A 20,360-nucleotide genomic window follows, 5' to 3' on the forward strand; every position below is an offset into this window, starting at 1 on the left:
ATAAAAACACAATGAAAAAGCAATTTGCATATGGCGCCATCGCCCTGGTTTTGGCACTCAGCGCCTGCGAGCAGCATAAAACCGGCACCATGGAAACCAAAAAGGTTTGCGTAAGTGATTCCATGGCACGCATGATCAAAATAGACACCGTTAAGGTATCGCAGGTTAAGGATGAGCTTTCGCTTACCGGCGAGGTATCATTTGATGAAAATAAAGTAGTAAAGGTATTCCCCTTTGCAGGCGGGCAGGTTACGGATGTTAAGGTATCATTAGGTGATAAAGTAACTAAGGGACAAGTGCTTGCCGTACTGCGCAGCGCCGATGTGGCCGGTAATTATACCGATCAGCAATCAACCCGCGCCGATGTGGCCATCAGCAAACGCCAGTTACAACAGGCCGAATACCTGTACAAAAACGGCATATCAAGCGAGCGTGACTATACCGAAGCTAAAGAGAATTATGCCAAAGCCCTGGCCGCTAATGATAAGGTAAAACAGCAGATAGCCATTAACGGCGGCGGCAATACTAGCGCGAACGGTACATTGGTTATCCGCGCCCCGCGGGAGGGGTATGTAGTTGAAAAGAACATATCGGCAGGCAACTTTATCAGGCCTGATAATAATGAGAGCTTGTTCACCATATCAGACATGAAGGATGTTTGGATAAACGCCAACGTTTTTGAAAGCGATATTGCCAAAGTAAAACAGGGTTACACGGCCAAAGTAACCACAATTGCCTATCCCGACAAGGTATTTACCGGTAAGATAGACCTGGTGAACTCCGTGCTCGACCCGGACAGCAAGGTGATGAACGTACGCATCTCGCTACCCAACACTGATCTGCTGTTAAAGCCCGAAATGTTTACCAATGTAATTATTACCAATAACGAAGCGGCCAAGGCTGTCGCGCTCCCCGCATCGGCTATCATATTTGATAACAGTAAAAACTTTGTGGTAGTATATAATAATAAATGCAACATGGAGGTACGCCAGGTAAACCCTGTAAAAACGGTTGATACCATAACCTATGTGGCGGGTGGCATAAAAGCAGGCGAAAGGGTAATAACCAAAAACCAGTTGATGCTTTATAACGCGCTTACTGAAGAATAAGGTAATAGCCAACAAATAACATAATTACTACGGGTTTATCCCCCTTTAATACTATATACAATGAATAACTTCATTAAAGGCATTATATATTTTTCGTTACGGCACCGCGCGTTTGTGTTTTTTTTAACAGCGGTACTTGCCGTAGTAGGTATATGGAGCTACACTAATACCCCTATTGAAACCTTTCCGGATGTTACCAATACCCAGATCATCATTATAGCGCAATGGCCCGGCCGCAGTGCCGAGGAAGTTGAAAAAATGGTAACCATACCCATGGAAACCGTTTTAAACTCGGTGCAAAAAAAGGCTAACCTGCGTACAACATCGGCTTTTGGCTTATCGTATGTGCGTATAATATTTGATGATGATGTAGATGATGCCTTTGCACGCCAGCAGGTACTAAGCCGTTTAAGCAATGCCGAACTGCCCGACGGAGTAAAACCCGAGGTTGAACCACCTTATGGCCCAACCGGCGAAATTTACCGCTACACCCTGAAAAGCCGCACCAAATCGCTGCATGAGCTTACCGCCATACAAGATTGGGTGCTTGACCGCCAGTTTAAGGCCATACCCGGCGTAGCTGATGTGAACAGCTTTGGCGGCGAAGAAAAAGCTTATGAAGTGAGCGTTAACCCATCGCTGCTGCAAAAGTATGGCCTTACCTCGCTGGATGTTTATAACGCGATAAACCGCAGCAACATCAATGTAGGCGGCGATGTGATAGAGAAAAATAACCAGGCGTTTGTTGTACGGGGTATCGGGCTGATCAACAACATCAGCGAGATGGAAAACATCATTATTAAAAACGTAAACAATGTACCCATTTTAACCCGCAACGTTGCCGATATTAAGGAGAGCGGCCTGCCACGCCTTGGCCAGGTAAGCCGCGACCGACAGAAGGATGTTATTGAGGGCATTATTGTGATGCGTAAAGGCGAAAACCCGGCCGAAGTATTACAGCGCATACGCGATAAAGTGACTGACCTGAACGCTAACGTTTTACCAAGCGACGTAAAGATCGATACTTTTTATGACCGTACCAACCTGATGGACTTTTGTACAGAAACGGTTATACACAATTTGCTGGAGGGCATTGTACTGGTAACTGTAATTGTATTTTTATTTATGGCCGATTGGCGTACCACGCTTACCGTAGCCATAATTATTCCGCTGGCACTGTTGTTCGCGTTTATTTGTATGCGCATAAAGGGCATGACGGCCAATCTGCTCTCCATGGGCGCGGTTGATTTTGGTATTATTATAGATGGCGCGGTGGTAATGGTTGAAGGTATATTTGTTGCCCTTGACCATAAGGCGAAGGAAGTTGGCATGCAAAAGTTTAACGGGCTTGCCAAACTGGGCCTGTTTAAAAACGTAGGTGCCGAAATGGGTAAGGCCATCTTCTTCTCCAAACTCATCATCATTACCTGCCTTATACCAATTTTTGCCTTTCAAAAAGTTGAGGGTAAAATGTTTTCGCCGCTGGCTTATACCTTGGGCTTTGCCTTATTAGGGGCTTTACTTTTTACGCTTACCCTTGTGCCTGCCTTATCCAGCATATTGCTTAAAAAGAATGTGCGTGAAAAGCATAATCCGGTAGTGTTATTTTTTGAGCGGGGCATACGCAAGCTATTCAGCTTTACCTATCGTAATCAAAAACTGAGCCTTGCCGCGGCGCTTATTTTTATGCTGCTCACTTTTGTATCGGCTAAATTTTTAGGTACAGAGTTTTTACCCGACCTTAATGAAGGCGCGCTATGGGTTGAAGCGGAATTGCCTATGAGCGTATCGCTTAACCAGGCTGAGGAGATTAACCAGAAAATGATGCAGATACTGGAAAAATTCCCCGAAGTTAAGCAGACACTTGCACAGGTTGGCCGCACAAATGATGGTACTGACCCCAAAGGTTTTTTTAACGTACAGATACAGGTTGACCTGAAAAATAAAAAAGACTGGCCAAAAGGACTGACAGAAGAAGCTCTGATTGACCACATGGACCAGGAGCTCCGCAAGTTGCCGGGCATCGTATTTAATTACTCGCAACCAATACGTGATAATGTTGACGAGGCCGTTGCCGGTGTTAACGCCAGTATGGCTGTTAAAATATTCGGGCCGGATTTCAATGAGCTTGATGCCAAAGCCGACCAGGTAATGAATATTTTAAAAAACGTAAAAGGTGTTGATGACCTGGGCGTACTGCGCAACCTTGGCCAGCCCGAATTCAGGATAGAGCTTGACCAGCGCAAGATGGCACTGTACGGCGTATCCACCGCCGATGCCAACTCTGTGATCGAGATGGCGATAGGCGGTAAAGCGGCAACCCAATTGTATGAGGGCGAGCGCAAATTTGATATAAGGGTACGTTACCAGAAACAGTATCGGGATACACAGGATAAAATTCAAAACCTGATGGTGCCAACGCTTAACGGCTCCAAAATATCTATTAAAGAAATATCCAACATCAGGGAAATAACCGGCCCGGCATTTATTTTTCGCGATAACAACACCCGTTACATCGCTGTAAAATTTTCTGTCCGCGGGCGCGATTTGGGCAGTACTATAGCCGAAGCGCAGCAAAAAGTAAATGCTGATGTAAAACTACAGCATGGCTACTCATTTACCTGGAATGGTGAATTTGAGAACCAGATACGTGCATCGAATACGCTTGCCCGTGTAGTTCCTGTTTGTTTGCTGGTTATATTTTTGATATTGTACATCACATTCGGCAATGCTAAAGATGCCCTGCTGGTTATTTTGAACGTACCATTCGCTTTAATTGGCGGTATACTGGCGCTGCATATTACCGATATTAACTTTAGTATATCGGCAGGTATTGGCTTTATCGCCTTGTTTGGTGTATGTATACAGAATGGAGTTATCCTCATATCGGTTTTCCGCAAAAACCTACAGGCGGGTATGCACCTTGATCAGGCACTACTTGATGGCGTAATATCAAGGGTACGCCCCGTGGTAATGACCGCCCTGATGGCAGCCATTGGCCTGATGCCCGCGGCCATATCAACCGGCATCGGTTCTGAAACGCAAAAGCCACTGGCCATTGTAGTAATTGGCGGCCTGGTTACCTCAACCATACTTACCCTGCTGATACTGCCTGTTATTTATGCCATAGTGTACAGGCTGATTCACCGCCGGGAGAACAGGAAGTTGTTAAAGAAGATAGGTGCTATTAGTTAATTAATAATGAGTTATCCCTAAGTGTCATTTCGATGAGGTACGAAGAGAAATCTGTCGCTTTGCTATGAACGCGGACAGATCTCTCGCTACCGCGCGAGATGACACTTTCACAATAATAAAAAAATACAAAAAGGCACTAAAAGTACCTTTAAGATTTACCCACCCTAATTAACAATTAAGCCTGGGTTCTGCAATTAAGCGGAACACCAGGCTTCTTTTTTAATTAACCCCTTAACTAAAAAAAGCTCTTTAAAAATCCCAGCGAACAAAAGCCTCAATGGCTTCGTACTCGGCAAGGCCAAGTTCATCGTACACACGGGCTGTTTCGGCAGTGCGCTGTTCGGCACGTACCCAAAACTCGCGTGCATCATCACCCGGAAATACCGGCAGATCCTTTTGCGACTGGTGTTTATATATAGCCAAACGTTTACGCATTACCTCCTGCGGAGAAAGCGGAACGGCCATTTGTATTTCATGTATCTCAAACTCGTGCCATGCACCGCGGTACAACCACAGCCAGCAATCATCAACCCAGGCTTCTGTGCCTTTAAGGCGTTTTAAAGCGGCCAGTATTACATCAAAGCAAACTTTGTGCGTGCCATGCGGGTCAGCAAAGTCACCGGCGGCAAACACCTGGTGTGGTTTTACTTTTTGCAGCAGCTCTACGGTTTGCTGTATGTCATCCTCAAAACTTACCTTGTTGCTGGTTTTCTGCCTGTCGTAAAACGGCAGATTCTGGAAGTGGATATTTTCGTCAGGCAAACCGGCAAATCGGGCTCCGGCAATAGCCTCGCCTTTGCGGATCAACCCTTTAACCTCACGTATGGCTAACTGATCGGGCTGGTTTGGCAGCTTTTTGCTGGCAAACTCGCGGCTTACCCGATAAGTATTTTCAAGTACGCTGGTATCAAGCCCCTGCGCTTTGTTAAAATCAATGGCAAATTCCATAAAACGCAGCACATCATCATCCCAAACGGCGGTATTGCCCGATGTTTGGTAGGCTACGTGTACCTCATGCCCCTGGTCGGCCAGGCGGATGAAAGTACCCCCCATCGAGATCACATCATCATCAGGATGCGGAGAGAATATGATAGAGCGCTTTTTAGCCGGGTCCTTACGTTCAGGCCGCTGGCTGTCGTCAGCATTTGGCTTACCACCCGGCCAGCCGGTAATGGTATGCTGCAGCTTGTTAAATATATCAATGTTGATATTGTAAACCGGCCCTTTTTCGGTAGCCAGTTGCGCCATACCATTATTGTTGTAATCTTCTTCAGTAAGTTTTAATATTGGCTTACCGGTTATTTTTGAAAGCCAGACAACGGCCTTTTTTATCAGTTGTATGTCCCAAACACAATCGCGCACCAACCATGGCGTATCAAAACGGGTCAGCTCCGCAGCGGCATCCTGATCGAGGATGAACTCTACTTTGTCTGACAGTTGCAGGTAAGTAGCCGGCACTTCGGCTGATACCGAACCTTCAACCGCTTTTTTAATAATGCTGGCCTTTTTAAGGTTCCAGGCCATCAAAATTATCTCGCGGGCCTTGAATATGGTGCCCACCCCCATAGTGATGGCTTTAGTTGGCACATTCTCCTTACCGCCAAAATCACGCGAAGCATCGCGGCGTGTCAGATCATCCAGGGTTACCAGGCGGGTACCGGAGTTTGGTGCCGAGCCCGGCTCGTTAAAACCGATGTGACCGGTACGGCCTATACCCAGTATTTGCAGATCGAGCCCGCCGTATGAGTTTATTTTTTGTTCGTAGTTGATGCAAAACTGTGCTACTTCATCTTCGGCCAAAGTACCGTCAGGTATATTGATGTTAGCCGGATCAATATCGATATGATCGAACAGTTGTTGCTTCATAAAAGTAACATAGCTCTGTTCGGCATCAGGCTGCATCGGGAAGTATTCATCCAGATTAAAGGTCACCACATTGCTAAAACTCAATCCTTCCTCTTTGTGCAGGCGTATCAGTTCTTTATAAACCTTAACGGGGGTTGCACCTGTTGCCAAACCTAAAACTGTGGTTTCTTTACGACTTTGTTTGTCGCGTATCAGTGCGGCTATGCGTGCGGCAACACTATTTGAGGCGGCTGTTGAATCAGAAAATACCGTAACCGGGAGTTTTTCGTAACGGGTTTCTTCAAGCAGATTGAGTCGTGACATATATGGGGTTGTTGTTGGTTACTGTGCAAATTAAACAAACTTACTTATATTTTTTAAATATAAAATAAAACTTATTAAATTTTTTACAAAGTACCAAGCGGTGATATTTTATTTAAACGCAGCAGAATTTACTATGTTTCAATAATTATAAAGTTAAGGCGGAAGCCTTTGTACTTACATCACGTACCTTGTTAAAGCTTTCCATCACCAATATGGCCGCGCCAATCAGTTCGGCATCAAACCCTATCTCTGATATAAAAAGTTCGGTGCCTTGGGCAAGCCTTGGTATACAGTATTTGTTAAGTGCTTGCTGGATGGGTGCCAGCAGCAATTTGCCCACCTTAACTCCCCTGCCGCTTAATACAATAGCTTTAGGGTTGAGTATGTGTATCAATATGGAAAGCGCACGCCCTATTTTATAAGCCGCGTTTGATAGTAATTCAATCGCGTACTGGTCGCCTTTATTAGCGGCATCCATCAGGGCACTACCTACTGTGAGGTTTGAATGATCGTCGGTAATATATTGTTGCAGGCTTGATTTCTGGCCGCTTTCAACCCCCTCTATCGCTTTTTGAGCTACCGCCATCAGCGAAGCTTCTGCTTCCAGGCAGCCTTGCTTGCCACAGGCGCATAATGCCCCCTCTTCGGCAATGGGTATATGGCTAAACTCACCGGCAAAACCATTTTCACCACGAAATATCTGCCCGTTAATGATCATGCCCAGGCCTATTCCCCAGCCTATGTTGATCACCATTACATCCTTTATTGATTTAGCTATACCGAATTTAAGTTCAGACAGTGCGATCAAACTGGAGTCGTTATCAATATAAACGGGGAGTTCAACCGCGTCCGAAAGGTATTCGGTAAGCGTTTTTTTGCCCGCATCAAGGTAAGTGTAATTAATGCCCTCGTTTACGTTCACAAAACCCGGCATGCCTATACCTACGCCTATCACCTTCTCCTTATCAACGCCCGATTGTTCGATGTGCTTGTTGATCAGGTCTACAAGCGAATCGAGCGCCTGGGTATTATCCTGTAATTTAAGGCTGATGATCTCGATGGGGGAAACAAAATTATTAAGCAGGTCAACTATACCGATGCGGGTTGAAAGCTGATCCATAGCCACGGTAACAATATACAACCTGTCATGCCGTACCGAGTACATTAGCGGCCTGCGCCCACCGCTTGATGGGGCATATCCCTGTTCAACCACAAAACCGGCCTCAATAAGATGGTTAACCGCTTTGGTAACCAGCGGAATACTTTTATCAATACGGGCGCTAAGCTCAGCGCTTGATAATTGTTCACCATAATACAATTGCTGTATTATTTCGGCATAAAGCTTAGCGGTTTTTTTGTTAGCGTTAAACATATGGGCTTAAATACTCAATACTTAGCTATTATTCTGCCTGGTTCACAATTACCGGCAAAACATCAGCTATTAACTATAAATATATATATGACGCTAATATACGTACAGCCGTTACAATATTTATTAAAGCCATTCAAATATTATAAAACATAAAAAATCTTTTTAAAATTATTTTAAAGTTTATGCAGCTTTTTATTAGTTTTGGTTTATTGCCTACCATAAACTAAGTTGTTTCCCTTCACCTCAGAGATTGTGTAGCATGATACGTAGCTTTAGCCGGCATCACTGCTATGGCAAAGGCATTTGCAAAATTAAACTAATCATTAAATGAAACTTATTGCAGACAGTGGCTCTACAAAAACCGACTGGTGCCTGTTGGGCGACAACAACTCGATCACTTATTTTGATACGGAAGGCTTTAACCCTTACTATGTTGATAGCGATTATGTACACAACACCATATTATCAAAACTGCCTGCAACTGTTGATAGCCATAAGGTAAGCGAAATATATTTTTACGGCGCAGGGTGCAGTGGCGATAAAAACTACATTATTGAAACTGCGCTAAGCCGCATATTCTCTCATGCGCATATCGAAGTACAGCACGATCTGCTGGCTGCGGCAAGGGCTGTACTGGGTAACGATACCGGCTTTGTGGCCATATTGGGTACGGGAGCAAACAGTTGTATTTACAATGGCAAAACCATCACCCATCAAATAGATTCGCTGGGTTTTATGCTGGGCGATGAAGGTAGCGGCGCGTATATTGGCAAGCAACTGCTGGTAAGCTACGGCCGCGGCCAGTTACCCGAAGATCTGCGCATAGCCTTTTGGAACGAATACGGGCTTACACCTGATGATATTGTGGAACATGCCCACTCCAAACCCTTACCTAACCGGTTTTGCGCGAGTTTTGTACGCTTTATGGCACCGCGCATGGAACATCCTTACATCGCCGGGATCATCAGAAAAGCATTTACGGATTGCTTTGAAAATATGATCTCATTATACCCTGATTTTAAACTATACTCGCTAAATTGTGTCGGATCAATAGGCTATATGTTTTCGGCGATACTGACCGATGTGGCTAAAGGCTATGGTATGCGTACCGGTAACATTATTAAGGCACCTATCGAAGGCTTGATAAATTACCATTCCAAAGCGACCGTTCAGCCGCCGGGCGGCGTGAATGAAGCTTCGGCATAAGGCAAAACTGGCTTTTACTTTTTTATCGGCAGGTTTTTTGCGCCTGTAGCATATATTTAAAAATCATGGGGCTTGCCCCTAAACATCTATTTATGAGAAAAACGGCTTTAGTATTTTTTTTGGCGACGATAATGGCTGCTACGGCAATGGCTCAAACCAAAACCCCGTTCAATGCCGCTGATGTAAGGCTTACCTGGCAAATTGTGGAGAACCCGTATGCCAACACCACACAAGCCAGGGCAAAGGTTACTTTGGTTAATAAAGGTGATAAACCCGTACCTGCAAAAGGCTGGAAAATATACTTTAACGCTACCACCACCCGCAGCGGCGGACTGGATAAAAACCTGCTGGTTGACCGTGTTAATGGCGACCTTTTCATTTTATATCCGGGCAGTGGTTTCAGGAGCGTTGCCGCCGGCGATTCCATCTCATCAAGCGTACTACAGAGCCATGTAAAGGATGTGACAGATTTCCCCAAAGGCTTCTATATCGTATTTGATACTGATCCGGAAAAAGGCTATCCCCTGCTTACCGATATAAGCAACCAGGTAAATATTGATAAGAGTGAAAAAGCACTGGCCGAAAAGATCTATCGCCAAAACCAGGTAATTACCGATATACCCGCGGCTAATTTATCGCCGGTATTGCCTACCCCGGTTACGTATAAGCGTACCGCCGGTAATTTTAAGCTAACCCCACAGGTTAAGATCATCAACGACCCGGCTTTTATTAAAGAAGCCACTTATTTTAAGGACGAACTGGCCAAAGTATTTGGCAGCAAGCCACAAACCGGCTTTACCGAAAAATACAATGTTATTGTATTGCAAAAAGGCGGCAACAACGGCCCCGAAGGTTACCAGCTACAGGTAGCTCCCGGCCGTATCACCATTACGGCTACCAATGGTTCGGGTATATTTTACGGCTTGCAATCGCTAAAAAACTTGCTGCCGGCTACGGCATGGGCAGGTACGCAAAAGAATTTTGATATCCCCTGCATCAGCATAACCGATGCGCCGCGCTTTGAGCACCGCGCCTTTCTGTTTGATATGGCCCGTAACTTTCAGCCCAAAGCACAGGTTTTGAAGGTGATCGATCTGCTATCGTTATATAAATTCAATGTACTGCACCTGCACCTTACGGATGATGAAGGCTGGCGCATTGAAATACCCGGCCTGCCCGAGCTTACGCAAACCGGCGCAACCCGCAGCCATAGCAGTAATGAGTTAAATAGCATTAACCCGGCTTACGGTTCAGGCCCTGATACTACCAACCAGGCAGGCAGCGGCTACTACAGCAGGCAGGAGTTTTTAGATATACTGCGTTATGCTAATGACCGCCACATTAAAGTAATACCCGAGATCGAGACACCTGGCCATGCACGCGCCGTCATTAAGGCCATGAACGCCCGTTACGAGCGCCTGAATAAGTTGGGCAAAAAAGCCGAAGCTGAACAGTATTTGCTGCGCGACCTGAACGACAGATCAAGCTACCGTTCGGTACAGGGTTTTAGTGATAATGTGATCAATGCCGGGCTACCGTCAGTATATACTTTTTTAGAAAAGGTATCTGATGAATTGATAGCCATGTACAAAGAAGCGGGTGCCCCGCTGCAAACCATTCACTTTGGAGGTGATGAAGTACCCGGCGGCGTTTGGGAAAAATCGCCGGTTATTGACGACCTGATGAAAAAGGATTCGAGCATTAAAAATACATCTGACGTATGGTTTTACTATTTTGGCAAGCTAAACACCATACTGAAAAGTAAGGGCCTTTACCTATCGGGCTGGGAAGAGATCGGCCTGACCAGTGGTGTAGTTAACGGCCGCAAACGTTTGGTGATCGACCCCCGCTTCGCTAACGAGAACTTTCATACCGATGTTTGGAATAACCTTGCCGGTAATGAGGATTTAGCCTACAAGCTGGCTAACGCGGGCTATAAAGTTGTTTTAACCAATGTTACCAACCTGTACCTCGACCTGGCTTATAACACCAGCTTTTATGAGCGTGGCCAGTATTGGGGCGGCTATGTGGATGTAAACAAACCATTTTCGCTGATACCTTACAATTATTATAAAAACCAGAAAGAGAATGAGCAGGGCCAGCCGCTTAAAGCCGGCTACTTTGATGGCAAGGAGCAATTAACTGATGCCGGCCGTAAAAATATTGTAGGTATACAAGCGCCGCTCTGGGCCGAGGTGATCACCTCTCCCGAAAAACAAGAATACCTGTTATTGCCTAAATTATTAGGCGTAGCCGAACGTGCCTGGGCTGTAGATCCGCAATGGGCTACCGAGCCTGAGATCGCTAAAAGCGAAGCCTTATACAACCAGGCTTGGGCAGCATTTGCCAATAAAATAGCCAAAACTGAATTGCCTAAGCTCGACCATTACGCGGGTGGGTTTGCCTATCGCATACCAACACCTGGTTTTATTATTGAGAACGGACTGGTTAAAGCCAACGTGCAGCTACCCGGCTTTACCATCCGTTACACTACCGATGGTACCGAGCCTGATGTAAACAGCAGCCTATTTACCGACAGTGTGACCTATTCCCCGCTACTTAACCTCAGGGTATTCAACGCCGATGGCCGTGGCGGACGCACGGTTAAAGTGATACAGTGAGGTGGTGAGTGGTGAGTAGAGGGTTTAGTAGCCAGAGATTGGTGAATAGTAATAGAAGATTGAGATGAGTTTTAAATTTTAGAAATTAGGATTTAGAGTTAAGAGCTTAGAATTTACACCAAAGGCGCTGTTTTGATAAACAGCGCCTTTGGTGTTATTTGGCTTTTATATCAGTGATGTACTGGTTTTTTGTGCCCCAGGTTTTATCGGGCTGGCTGCTCAATGTCAGGTTGAGCGTTCCGCCTTTGCGGAGCTCGGCGTAGGTTAACCAGTTACGTTCAAGTGGTTTGCCGTTCAACGTGGCCGAGGTGATGTAAATGTTTTTCCCGGTAAAATTCGTGGTCGTGATATTGAATTTCTTTCCATCCGGAAAATTGAATTTTACACCTGAAAACAATGGCGCGTTCAGGTAAAACACCGGTTCGCCAACGCAGGCGGGCATAATACCGCAGGCCGTAAACACATACCAAGCGGACATTGCGCCGCCATCATCATCCATAGTACGTACATAAGTATCAGGTTGGTTGCGGTATATGCGGTTCACAAACGGATCAATACCCCGGCTGTTATCATTAAAATAATACTGCACCACGGTATCAGCCGCGTATTTATGGGCCATCTGCTGCGATTTCCAGGGCTGCAAGGTCATGTTGTACATAAACGGCGCTTGTATGTCGGGCTCGTTGGCATGGTTGTATAAGTCGTTGGCAAAAAAGTAATCCAACTGTTCGACATATTTCTGCTCCCCCCCAACCATGTTAATTAAACCCTTAACATCAAACGGAACAAACCAGCGGTATTGCCATATAGTACCCTGGTATAGCCCGCGTGCCTGCATACGGTCGACATCGCGTTTGGTAACGTCCTTAAAGTCCTTTTCCCAGTATTCCTTATACTTCAGGGCGATCTCACGGAATTTAGCGCTCTCCGCTTTACGGCCGGCAATCTCCATCAAGTGCGATAGCGCCCAGGCATCATAGCTCGACTCCAACGCTTTATCCGGCTTGGCAAAATCCAAGCTGTTGCCCTCGGCTATCAGCGAATCGGCAATGCCTTTAACATCAAACTTAAAGCCTTTACGCCAGGCATCAAGCAATACCACCATGGCATGTTCAGTGCGTACGGTATTGGATGGCTCGTGCTGTGTGGCGTAATCCTTTTTGCCGTATTTATACATGGATGCGATGGACGTAACCATATCAGCATATTTATCCGGATAAAGTAAGGACATCAGCGGCAACTGCGTACGGTAATTATCCCATATCGACCAGCCGTTATACACCGTTCTATTGGTTTTTTGCAGCGAGCCATCAGTACCCCTATATGCGCCATCCGCTTCTGAAATTATGTATGGTGACTGTACCGTACGATACAGCAGCGAGTAAAACAGCTTTTGTGTTTCGGCATCGCCGCTTACCTCAACCGCGCCAAGAGTTTTGTTCCAGTCGGCATGACTGGCGGTTTGCAAAGCATCGGTACCATTGGTTTTGGATGATGCCTGTGCGTGAGCCACATCAACTGATGATATGCCGACATTCAGCATCACCGTTCTATCAGCCCCTGCAACCCGCGCGATCAGTTGATGATCGGCACCCTCTTCAAACTTTACCGGTGCGCTAAAAATAATGTAATAATATAATCGGTACACACCCGCGCCACAGGTAGTATGCGCATCAACCCAACCGCTTAAACTGTTATTAACGGCAGTATGCTCCTCGGCCACAAAGCCATTGGCTAATGTGTGGCTCAGGTTGATGTAAAAGCCATGCTTGCCCCCGGCCGGAAAAGTATAAGCCTCGGTACCAGAGTTTTTATTTACCGCGATGTTTACGCTGATGCCATTCTCAAAGCCGATACGGTAAAAGCCCGGACCGGCAGCTTCTGATGATTTAAGCAGTTCGGTATCATCCGCATTATCGCCAGTGAAAGGTTTAACGAGGATACTGCCACCGCTGCCCATACAGCCCACACCCTCAAAACGGTTATGGGTAAAGCCAAGCACCTTTTTAGCGTTATGCTCATAACCCGCATGCAGGTTAGGGTAAGTTTGCGGCGCGATGCTCAACATCCCGAATGGATACGATGCCGCGGGCGATAACTGCCCGTGATCTCCCGATGTACCCAGAAACACATTTACTGAATTTGCAGGATCTGAGTTAGCGCTCCCGTACTGCGCGCTTGCTGTAGCGATAAAAAATTGCGACAAAGCATAGGCAGCCCAAAGGACATAGTTAATTTTTTTCATTGCAGCTTATGATAATTGACGGTCAGCTAAAAGCATTTATTAAGCAATGATAGCCATGCCTTTTTTAGTAAGCAATAGAAATGCCCATATTTAACCTAAAGATTTTGTTACCAGGCGCAAAATCAGTGTTCTAATCTATCTTATCAATACCATCGTTCGTATTAATAGGCTCGTTTTGCAGGGCATCATTAATTTTCAGGTGGATGTTGTGCACGATACTGTCCATTTCCTTAATACTGGCATCCAGCATGGGTAGTATCTCTTCTTTATCCTCGTCCTTTTCGGCTATGTCAATTAAATTCATGAGCCCAAGCATGGTGGCCACCGGCCTGCGCATCTGGTGCGAACTCATCCAGGCCAGTTCGCGTAAAAAGTTATTCTGCCGTTGTATTTCAAACTCTTTCTCCTTACGCGAAGTGATGTTCTGCAATACGGCTATGTACCCATTGTAGCTGTTATCATCATCGTAAAAAGGGGCAAACTCCGCCGAAACCCAAACCACCTGCTTATCAACCGTGTACATGATCAGATCGGTTGTAAAAGGCTCACGCTGCTGTACTAGTTTACCCAGTTCTTCGTGCATTGTTTCATCCTCACCGGGTCTGCCCAGTACCTCCCGTGGCTTTTTACCCCGGATATGGCTAAGCTGATAACCTGTTATGTGCTCAAAGGCATTGTTAACCCAGGCAATTTTATCATCACGGTCAGTAACCAGTATCATGTTATTTACCCGGGTTATAATATCGGCAAGGCGCTTATTTTCCTGAGTTGACCGTTTAAGGGCATCAATATCCCGCATGGCACCTATCAACCTTACAGGCTCGTGCTGCTCGTTAAATACAAAATAGCCCTGATCCATAATGTACTTATACTCGCCGTTACCGCAATAAATACGATATTCACACTCCCAGTTAGGTTTTCGCAGATTTTTTACCCTTTCCTGGCTTGATACCACTTCTTCCACATCAGCAGGGTGGATCAGCCCGCGCCACCAGGCCAGGTTATACCGGATCTCATCAAACGGAATATTTACCAGGTGGGTTAAACTGGTATTGTAAATAATAGTGTCGTTTAATATATCCAGGTCATAAATCACATCTTTTGTGGCCTGGGCTACAAGCTCGTAACGCTCAACCGCTTCTTTTAATTTGATGTCTTTAAGCCTGTCTTCAGTTATATCCGAAAAGTAAACCGAAACGCCATCGTTTGTAGGGAAGGCTGCCATGCGTATCCATTTGTTCAGCACTTCTGAGTAATCATCGTGTTTAACGATCACCCTTTCGCGTAACGCTCTTCCGTAATACTCATAAAAGCGGTTTCGCTCTTTCGGGAAGATCTTAAAAATACTTTCGCCCAAAACCGAATCCGTTGGTTGCCTGGTCATCTGCCTGAAGGCCTCATTGATGCGCAACACACGCATATCATCATTTAATGCAAAAAACGCATCGGATATGCTGTTCAGCGTATCTTCAAAATTGTATTGATACTTATTGCGCTCCATTTCGAGCAGCTTTAGCTCGGTAATATCCTGTGCCGATCCTACAACTTTCACTTCCGGCTCTGTTGTTTCGAGCCGTGCCAACTGGCGCACATAACGTATGCTGCCATCAAGGGCGTTTATGCGGTGGGTAACATCAAATGGTTTTCCCTGGGTCACCAGTTCCTGCAAAGCTTTAAGCATCATCGGCCTGTCCTCTGTAAATATGTGGCTTACATAAATTTCAAAAGCAGGGCGGGTATCGGCCTTGTTTAAACTGAATATCTCATAAAACTCGTCAGACCAGATGAGCTTACTCGTTACGGGGTAAAACTCCCAACCGGCTACTTTAGCCATCAATTGGGTTTCGCTCAGTTTTTTCTTTTCGGCTTGCAGGTCGCTGTTAAATTTATCCAGCGATTGCTGGTAACGTATCTGCTCGGTCATGTCACGCATCATGGCCAGCATGTGCGGCTTTCCGTTAAACTGTATTTTATGTAAAGATTGGTTCACATAAAATAATGACCCATCTGTTTTAATATGTTGCAAATCAGCTTCAGCTAAGGCATTAGCCTGTCGTTCGGGTAGCTTTTCCCGGTCATCATTAAAAATAAGGTCGGTTATTTTTTTCTTTAAAAAAGCCTCATGCGGATAGCCGTAAACCGTTATGGCTGCTTTGTTCACCGAAACTATGCGGCCTGTTTCGGCATCGTAGATACACATGGGTGTATGGTTGGTTTCATACATGTCCCGGTATTGGCTTTCACTCCTTTTGAGCGCCTTATCATCAGCACGTATTAAAATATATAAAAATAAGCCTGTACAGATAATAAATACATACCCCTTAACGGTACTCACCGTTAAAATGAACCTGCTGTTAGTATCATTTAATAAATAAACAAGTAAACGGTCGCTAAAGGTGATCCATAACAGGCTTATTACCACAAAAATCAGGGCTATTTTTACAGCACCATGCCTCATACACAATATCAATAAATACGCTTATGCATGGGTGTACGCATTAGCGTGCTATAGGTTACAAAATTGGTTAGCTAAATGCAGCTTGAAGTTGTAGTTTATCTAATAGTTACAAAGTTGAGCGGATTTTGCTTTTACAAGTAATAAATATTTTACTACCTTTTACCAACCATTTAAATACCTGTACTGATATGAAAATAAAATTGACTCTCATCGCATTCGTCATGTGCTCGTCGGCTCTGTTTGCACAGGATAAGCCGGCCGCTGAAGATTTTAAGGATGACTGGGCTGACCTGCGCCATTACGCTGCTGAAAATAGTGCTTTACCCCCGCCCGCCGCTAACGAAAAACGAGTGGTGTTTTTGGGCAGCTCCATATTTGAATTCTGGAAAACACGGATGCCCGAATACTTTGCCCGTAATAAAAACTACATCGACCGCGGCATAAGCGGACAGATATCACCGCAGTTACTCATACGTTTCAGGCAGGATGTGATCGACCTAAAACCAAAAGCCGTAATTATACTTGCGGGCAGTAATGACCTGGCCGGCTCAACCGGGCATGTAACTATTGAAACAATCATGAACAACATACGCTCCATGGTGGAGCTGGCAAAAACGCATAATATAAAGCCGATACTTTGCGCCTATTTGCCCGTTAACGAATACCCATGGCGTAAGGGTTACCCCGCTGCCGAGCCAATTATAAATTTGAACAAAGCCATTAAGCTGTATGCACAGCAAAACAAACTTGTAATATTAGATTATTTTACCCCACTGGTTAATGACAAAAACGGGCAAAAAGCGGAGTTAACGCTTGATGGCGTTCATCCCAATCATAAAGGTTATGAAATTATGGCGAAGGTTACCGACGAGGCCATTAAAAAAGCTCTGAACTAACTTTGTAAAAGTCAGTTTATTTTTAGTTATCTTTTGAAATTAAAAGCATTAACTTCATACAACCTAATTAAATTATGACGTTGAGGGAAATCGAGGTTATTGTTGATGCACAGCCCGTACCGTGTTTGCTTATTAATACAAACCGGCAATATGCTATAAAATTTGCTAATAAGGCATTTTTAGATATTGTTAATATTGCTCAAGAGGCATTAACAGGCTTGCCTTACGCTGATTTCGCGACACGGTATTTTGCATCCGGATCAGCCGGCACATTGCAAAACGCGCTGGAGGCCGCTGGTAATACGTTACAACCCCATCCCGAAAAGTTAATAACTACCCTAAATACCGGCAACACGATACTGGCTGTTGATACTTACCCAATGTTAAACGCGGCCGGCGAAATAGTATGCCTGGCGCAAAACTTTACGCCGCAGCCGCTAAATGTTATCAAAAAACTGGAGTGGCAAAAAAGCTTTGACTTGTTTAACTATAGTCCACTACCCACCTGGGCTTATGATACACAATCACTTAAATTTTTGGCGGCTAACCAGGCGGCACAAAACACCTTTGGTTACACGCTTGACGAATACCTTACACTTACTGTTAAAGATCTATGGTATACCGAGGATGCAGAGCTATTGCAGCAGGCTTTGGATAACATTGTACTCAAAGGGTTACCAAACAGCCAGGCAATGCGCCTGGTTAACAAGCATGGCCAACTACTCAATACACACGTTACATCAGCCCCTTTACCATCATGGGGGCCGCATACGCGTATTTTTATGGCCAATGATGTTACAGAACAAGTAAGATCAACACAAAGTGCCGAACTATTACATAAACTTGAACGTCTTGAAAGAAGCATACTCGAGTTAAGTTCACAACCCGGTACACCAATTTTAGAGGTGCTTAACAGTTACAATACAGGCATTGAATCTATTTTCCCGGAGATGACCTGCTCGGTAATGAGTGTGCATGATAACAAAGTTTATAACTGGGCTACATCTACCCTGCCGCAAAATTATGTAGACGGCATTGAGGCTTCACCAATAGGTAATAATGCCGGCTCATGCGGAACAAGCGCTTACTTAAAAAAGCCGGTGATAGCCGGTGATATCGCTACTAATATACACTGGGTAAAGTATAGGGATATCGCGCTTGCCAATAACCTGCTTGCCTGCTGGTCATACCCTATACTCAACAGTGCAAATGAGGCTATAGCTACATTTGGCCTTTATTATAATAAAGTACGATTACCAGAAGAGCACGAAGTAAAGATAATTGAACGTGCCGCGGCCTTGCTCAAAGTAATTATTGAGAACAGGCAATACGCCGCCACCCTACAGGATACCATGCATTTAATGACGCTGGGGCAGGAACTGGCACGTTTTGGCAACTGGGCCTGGGATGTTAGGGAAAATAAAGTAAGCTGGTCAGAAACCTTGTATAAAATATACGGGCTTAATAAGGATGAATTTAAGGCCACGTTTGAAGGTTACCAGGAACTCCTGCACGCCGAGGATAGGGAGCGTGTTTATAATATCATATCCGGCGTACTTGCCAACAAGCAGGATGTTACGTTTGAAGAACGTATTATAAGGCCAAACGGCGAGATAAGGTACCTCAGATCATGGGGATCGCTTAAAAGTGACAGTAACGGCGCGCCACTTAAAATGATTGGTGCCTGCCTTGATATTACCGAAAGCAAACTGGTGCATCAGGATCTGGAAGCGTTAAAGAACCGTTATAGCGATCTTTTTCAGCTAAGCCCGCACCCTATGTTTGTTTACGATGTAAATACCCTGGAATATCTGGACGTAAATGATGCCGCCATTGAAATATATGGCTACAGCAAAGAGGAGTTCAGGGCCATGACTTTGTTTGAGATAAGGCCGCAGGAAGATATCCCTTTATTTAGGGATATGCTAAATAAAGACATCAAAGAGGGCGTACAACATACCGGACTCTCCAGGCATGTAAAACGCAACGGCGAAATAATAACGGTGATGACGCGCGGCAATTCTATTAATTACGATGGCAAGGCCGCCCGGATAGCCATAGCTATTGATTATACGGATAAACTGAAAGCGGAGGATGCGCTGAAAGCGAGTGAGCGCCGTTTCAGGGCGTTGATACAGGAAGGGTCTGACCTGATATGCATTACTGATAAGGAGGGAGTATGCAAATACGTAAGTCCTAATGCCGCCTTTGTAGCAGGCATTGATGCTGATGAATTGACCGGTAACAAAATTGGCAATTATTTACTCGCGGCTGATGCTGAGCTACTGGCTGCTGAACTGTCAAAAATTAAAGTGCACCAGCGTGTAGAACTGCCGCCTTTTTTATTTAATAACAATAAAAGCGAAAGCCGCTGGCTGCAAACTGTTATCACTGACCTGCGTGACGACCCGGCTGTAGATGGTATTGTGCTTAACTCGCGCGATGTTACACAACGTGTGCAGCAGGACAGTGTTATTAAAGAACACCTGGAACGGTTCAACAGTGTATCTAAAGCAACCAGTGACGCGATCTGGGATTTGGACATTGTTAGCGGCGAGATCACCTGGAACCATGGCATCATCGGCATATTCGGGCATAAGGAACTGAAGAATGATTACCAGTGGTGGTATAACCATGTACACCCGGATGATATTGAAAAAGCTACAGCCGTTGTTAACCGCAGCATCATCAACCGTTTTTCGAGGTGGACGAGCGAATACCGTTTTCGCTGTGCCGATAATAGCTATAAAACCGTTTTAGACCGTGCTTTTTTAATATTTGATGATGATGGTAGCCCGGTGCGGATGATCGGCGCTATACAGGATATTACAGAGAGGACGAATTACATTCACGCCATTGAAAAGCACAACGCCATGTTACAGGAAATAGCCTGGACACAATCGCATGTAGTACGGGCTCCGCTTGCCCGTATACTCGGCCTGCTTGACCTGTTGAACAATGGCCATTGCGACAATGACAGAAAACTAATGCTGGAATACCTTACCATCTCGGCAAATGAGTTGGATGAGGTTATTCATAATATCATTATCAAAAGCCAGCCCCAGCCTATACATTCAAAAAGCAATTAA

The 20,360-nt window shown here is 45.1% G+C and carries 10 protein-coding genes; 6 read left to right on the forward strand and 4 right to left on the reverse strand.

Annotated elements, in window-relative coordinates; all coding sequences use genetic code 11:
• The first annotated feature begins 11 nt into the window (after positions 1-11).
• Together AC3WJC_RS11045 and AC3WJC_RS11050 are read left to right on the forward strand one after the other, a co-directional pair.
• A complete protein-coding gene (locus AC3WJC_RS11045) occupies positions 12-1,109 on the forward strand; it encodes an efflux RND transporter periplasmic adaptor subunit (protein WP_492399163.1) in 1,098 nt (365 codons plus the stop codon).
• Positions 1,110-1,169: 60 nt separating this feature from the next.
• Positions 1,170-4,304, forward strand: a complete 3,135-nt coding sequence (locus AC3WJC_RS11050; RefSeq protein ID WP_492399164.1) for an efflux RND transporter permease subunit — start codon at positions 1,170-1,172, stop codon at positions 4,302-4,304.
• 249 nt (positions 4,305-4,553) lie between these two features.
• Here the strand turns inward: AC3WJC_RS11050 and nagB are convergent, their stop codons facing one another.
• Positions 4,554-6,473, reverse strand: coding sequence for a glucosamine-6-phosphate deaminase (gene nagB, locus AC3WJC_RS11055; RefSeq protein ID WP_492399165.1), 1,920 nt, complete (start codon positions 6,471-6,473; stop codon positions 4,554-4,556).
• Positions 6,474-6,618: 145 nt separating this feature from the next.
• Positions 6,619-7,845 (reverse strand): ROK family transcriptional regulator, encoded by a 1,227-nt coding sequence (locus AC3WJC_RS11060; protein ID WP_492399166.1) that lies wholly within the window; start codon positions 7,843-7,845, stop codon positions 6,619-6,621.
• A 327-nt stretch (positions 7,846-8,172) separates the two neighbouring features.
• Between AC3WJC_RS11060 and AC3WJC_RS11065 the strand changes: the two genes are divergently transcribed.
• Entirely contained in the window at positions 8,173-9,051 is an 879-nt protein-coding gene (locus tag AC3WJC_RS11065; protein WP_492399167.1) for an N-acetylglucosamine kinase, read from the forward strand.
• Positions 9,052-9,143: 92 nt separating this feature from the next.
• The gene (locus AC3WJC_RS11070; RefSeq protein WP_492399168.1) at positions 9,144-11,672 is read left to right on the forward strand and encodes a family 20 glycosylhydrolase; all 2,529 of its coding nucleotides are present in this window, start codon (positions 9,144-9,146) and stop codon (positions 11,670-11,672) included.
• Positions 11,673-11,826: 154 nt separating this feature from the next.
• Here the strand turns inward: AC3WJC_RS11070 and AC3WJC_RS11075 are convergent, their stop codons facing one another.
• Positions 11,827-13,917 (reverse strand): glycoside hydrolase domain-containing protein, encoded by a 2,091-nt coding sequence (locus AC3WJC_RS11075; protein ID WP_492399169.1) that lies wholly within the window; start codon positions 13,915-13,917, stop codon positions 11,827-11,829.
• A gap of 130 nt (positions 13,918-14,047) precedes the next feature.
• Positions 14,048-16,375, reverse strand: a complete 2,328-nt coding sequence (locus AC3WJC_RS11080) for a PAS domain S-box protein (RefSeq protein WP_492399170.1) — start codon at positions 16,373-16,375, stop codon at positions 14,048-14,050.
• Positions 16,376-16,563: 188 nt separating this feature from the next.
• On the opposite strand from AC3WJC_RS11080, the gene AC3WJC_RS11085 reads away from it, so the two are divergent.
• A complete protein-coding gene (locus tag AC3WJC_RS11085; RefSeq protein ID WP_492399171.1) occupies positions 16,564-17,271 on the forward strand; it encodes a GDSL-type esterase/lipase family protein in 708 nt (235 codons plus the stop codon).
• A gap of 74 nt (positions 17,272-17,345) precedes the next feature.
• Complete coding sequence (locus AC3WJC_RS11090) at positions 17,346-20,360, forward strand: PAS domain-containing protein (protein WP_492399172.1); 3,015 nt, start codon at positions 17,346-17,348, stop codon at positions 20,358-20,360.

The sequence above is a fragment of the Mucilaginibacter sp. FW306-07-L genome (genome assembly GCF_058782065.1).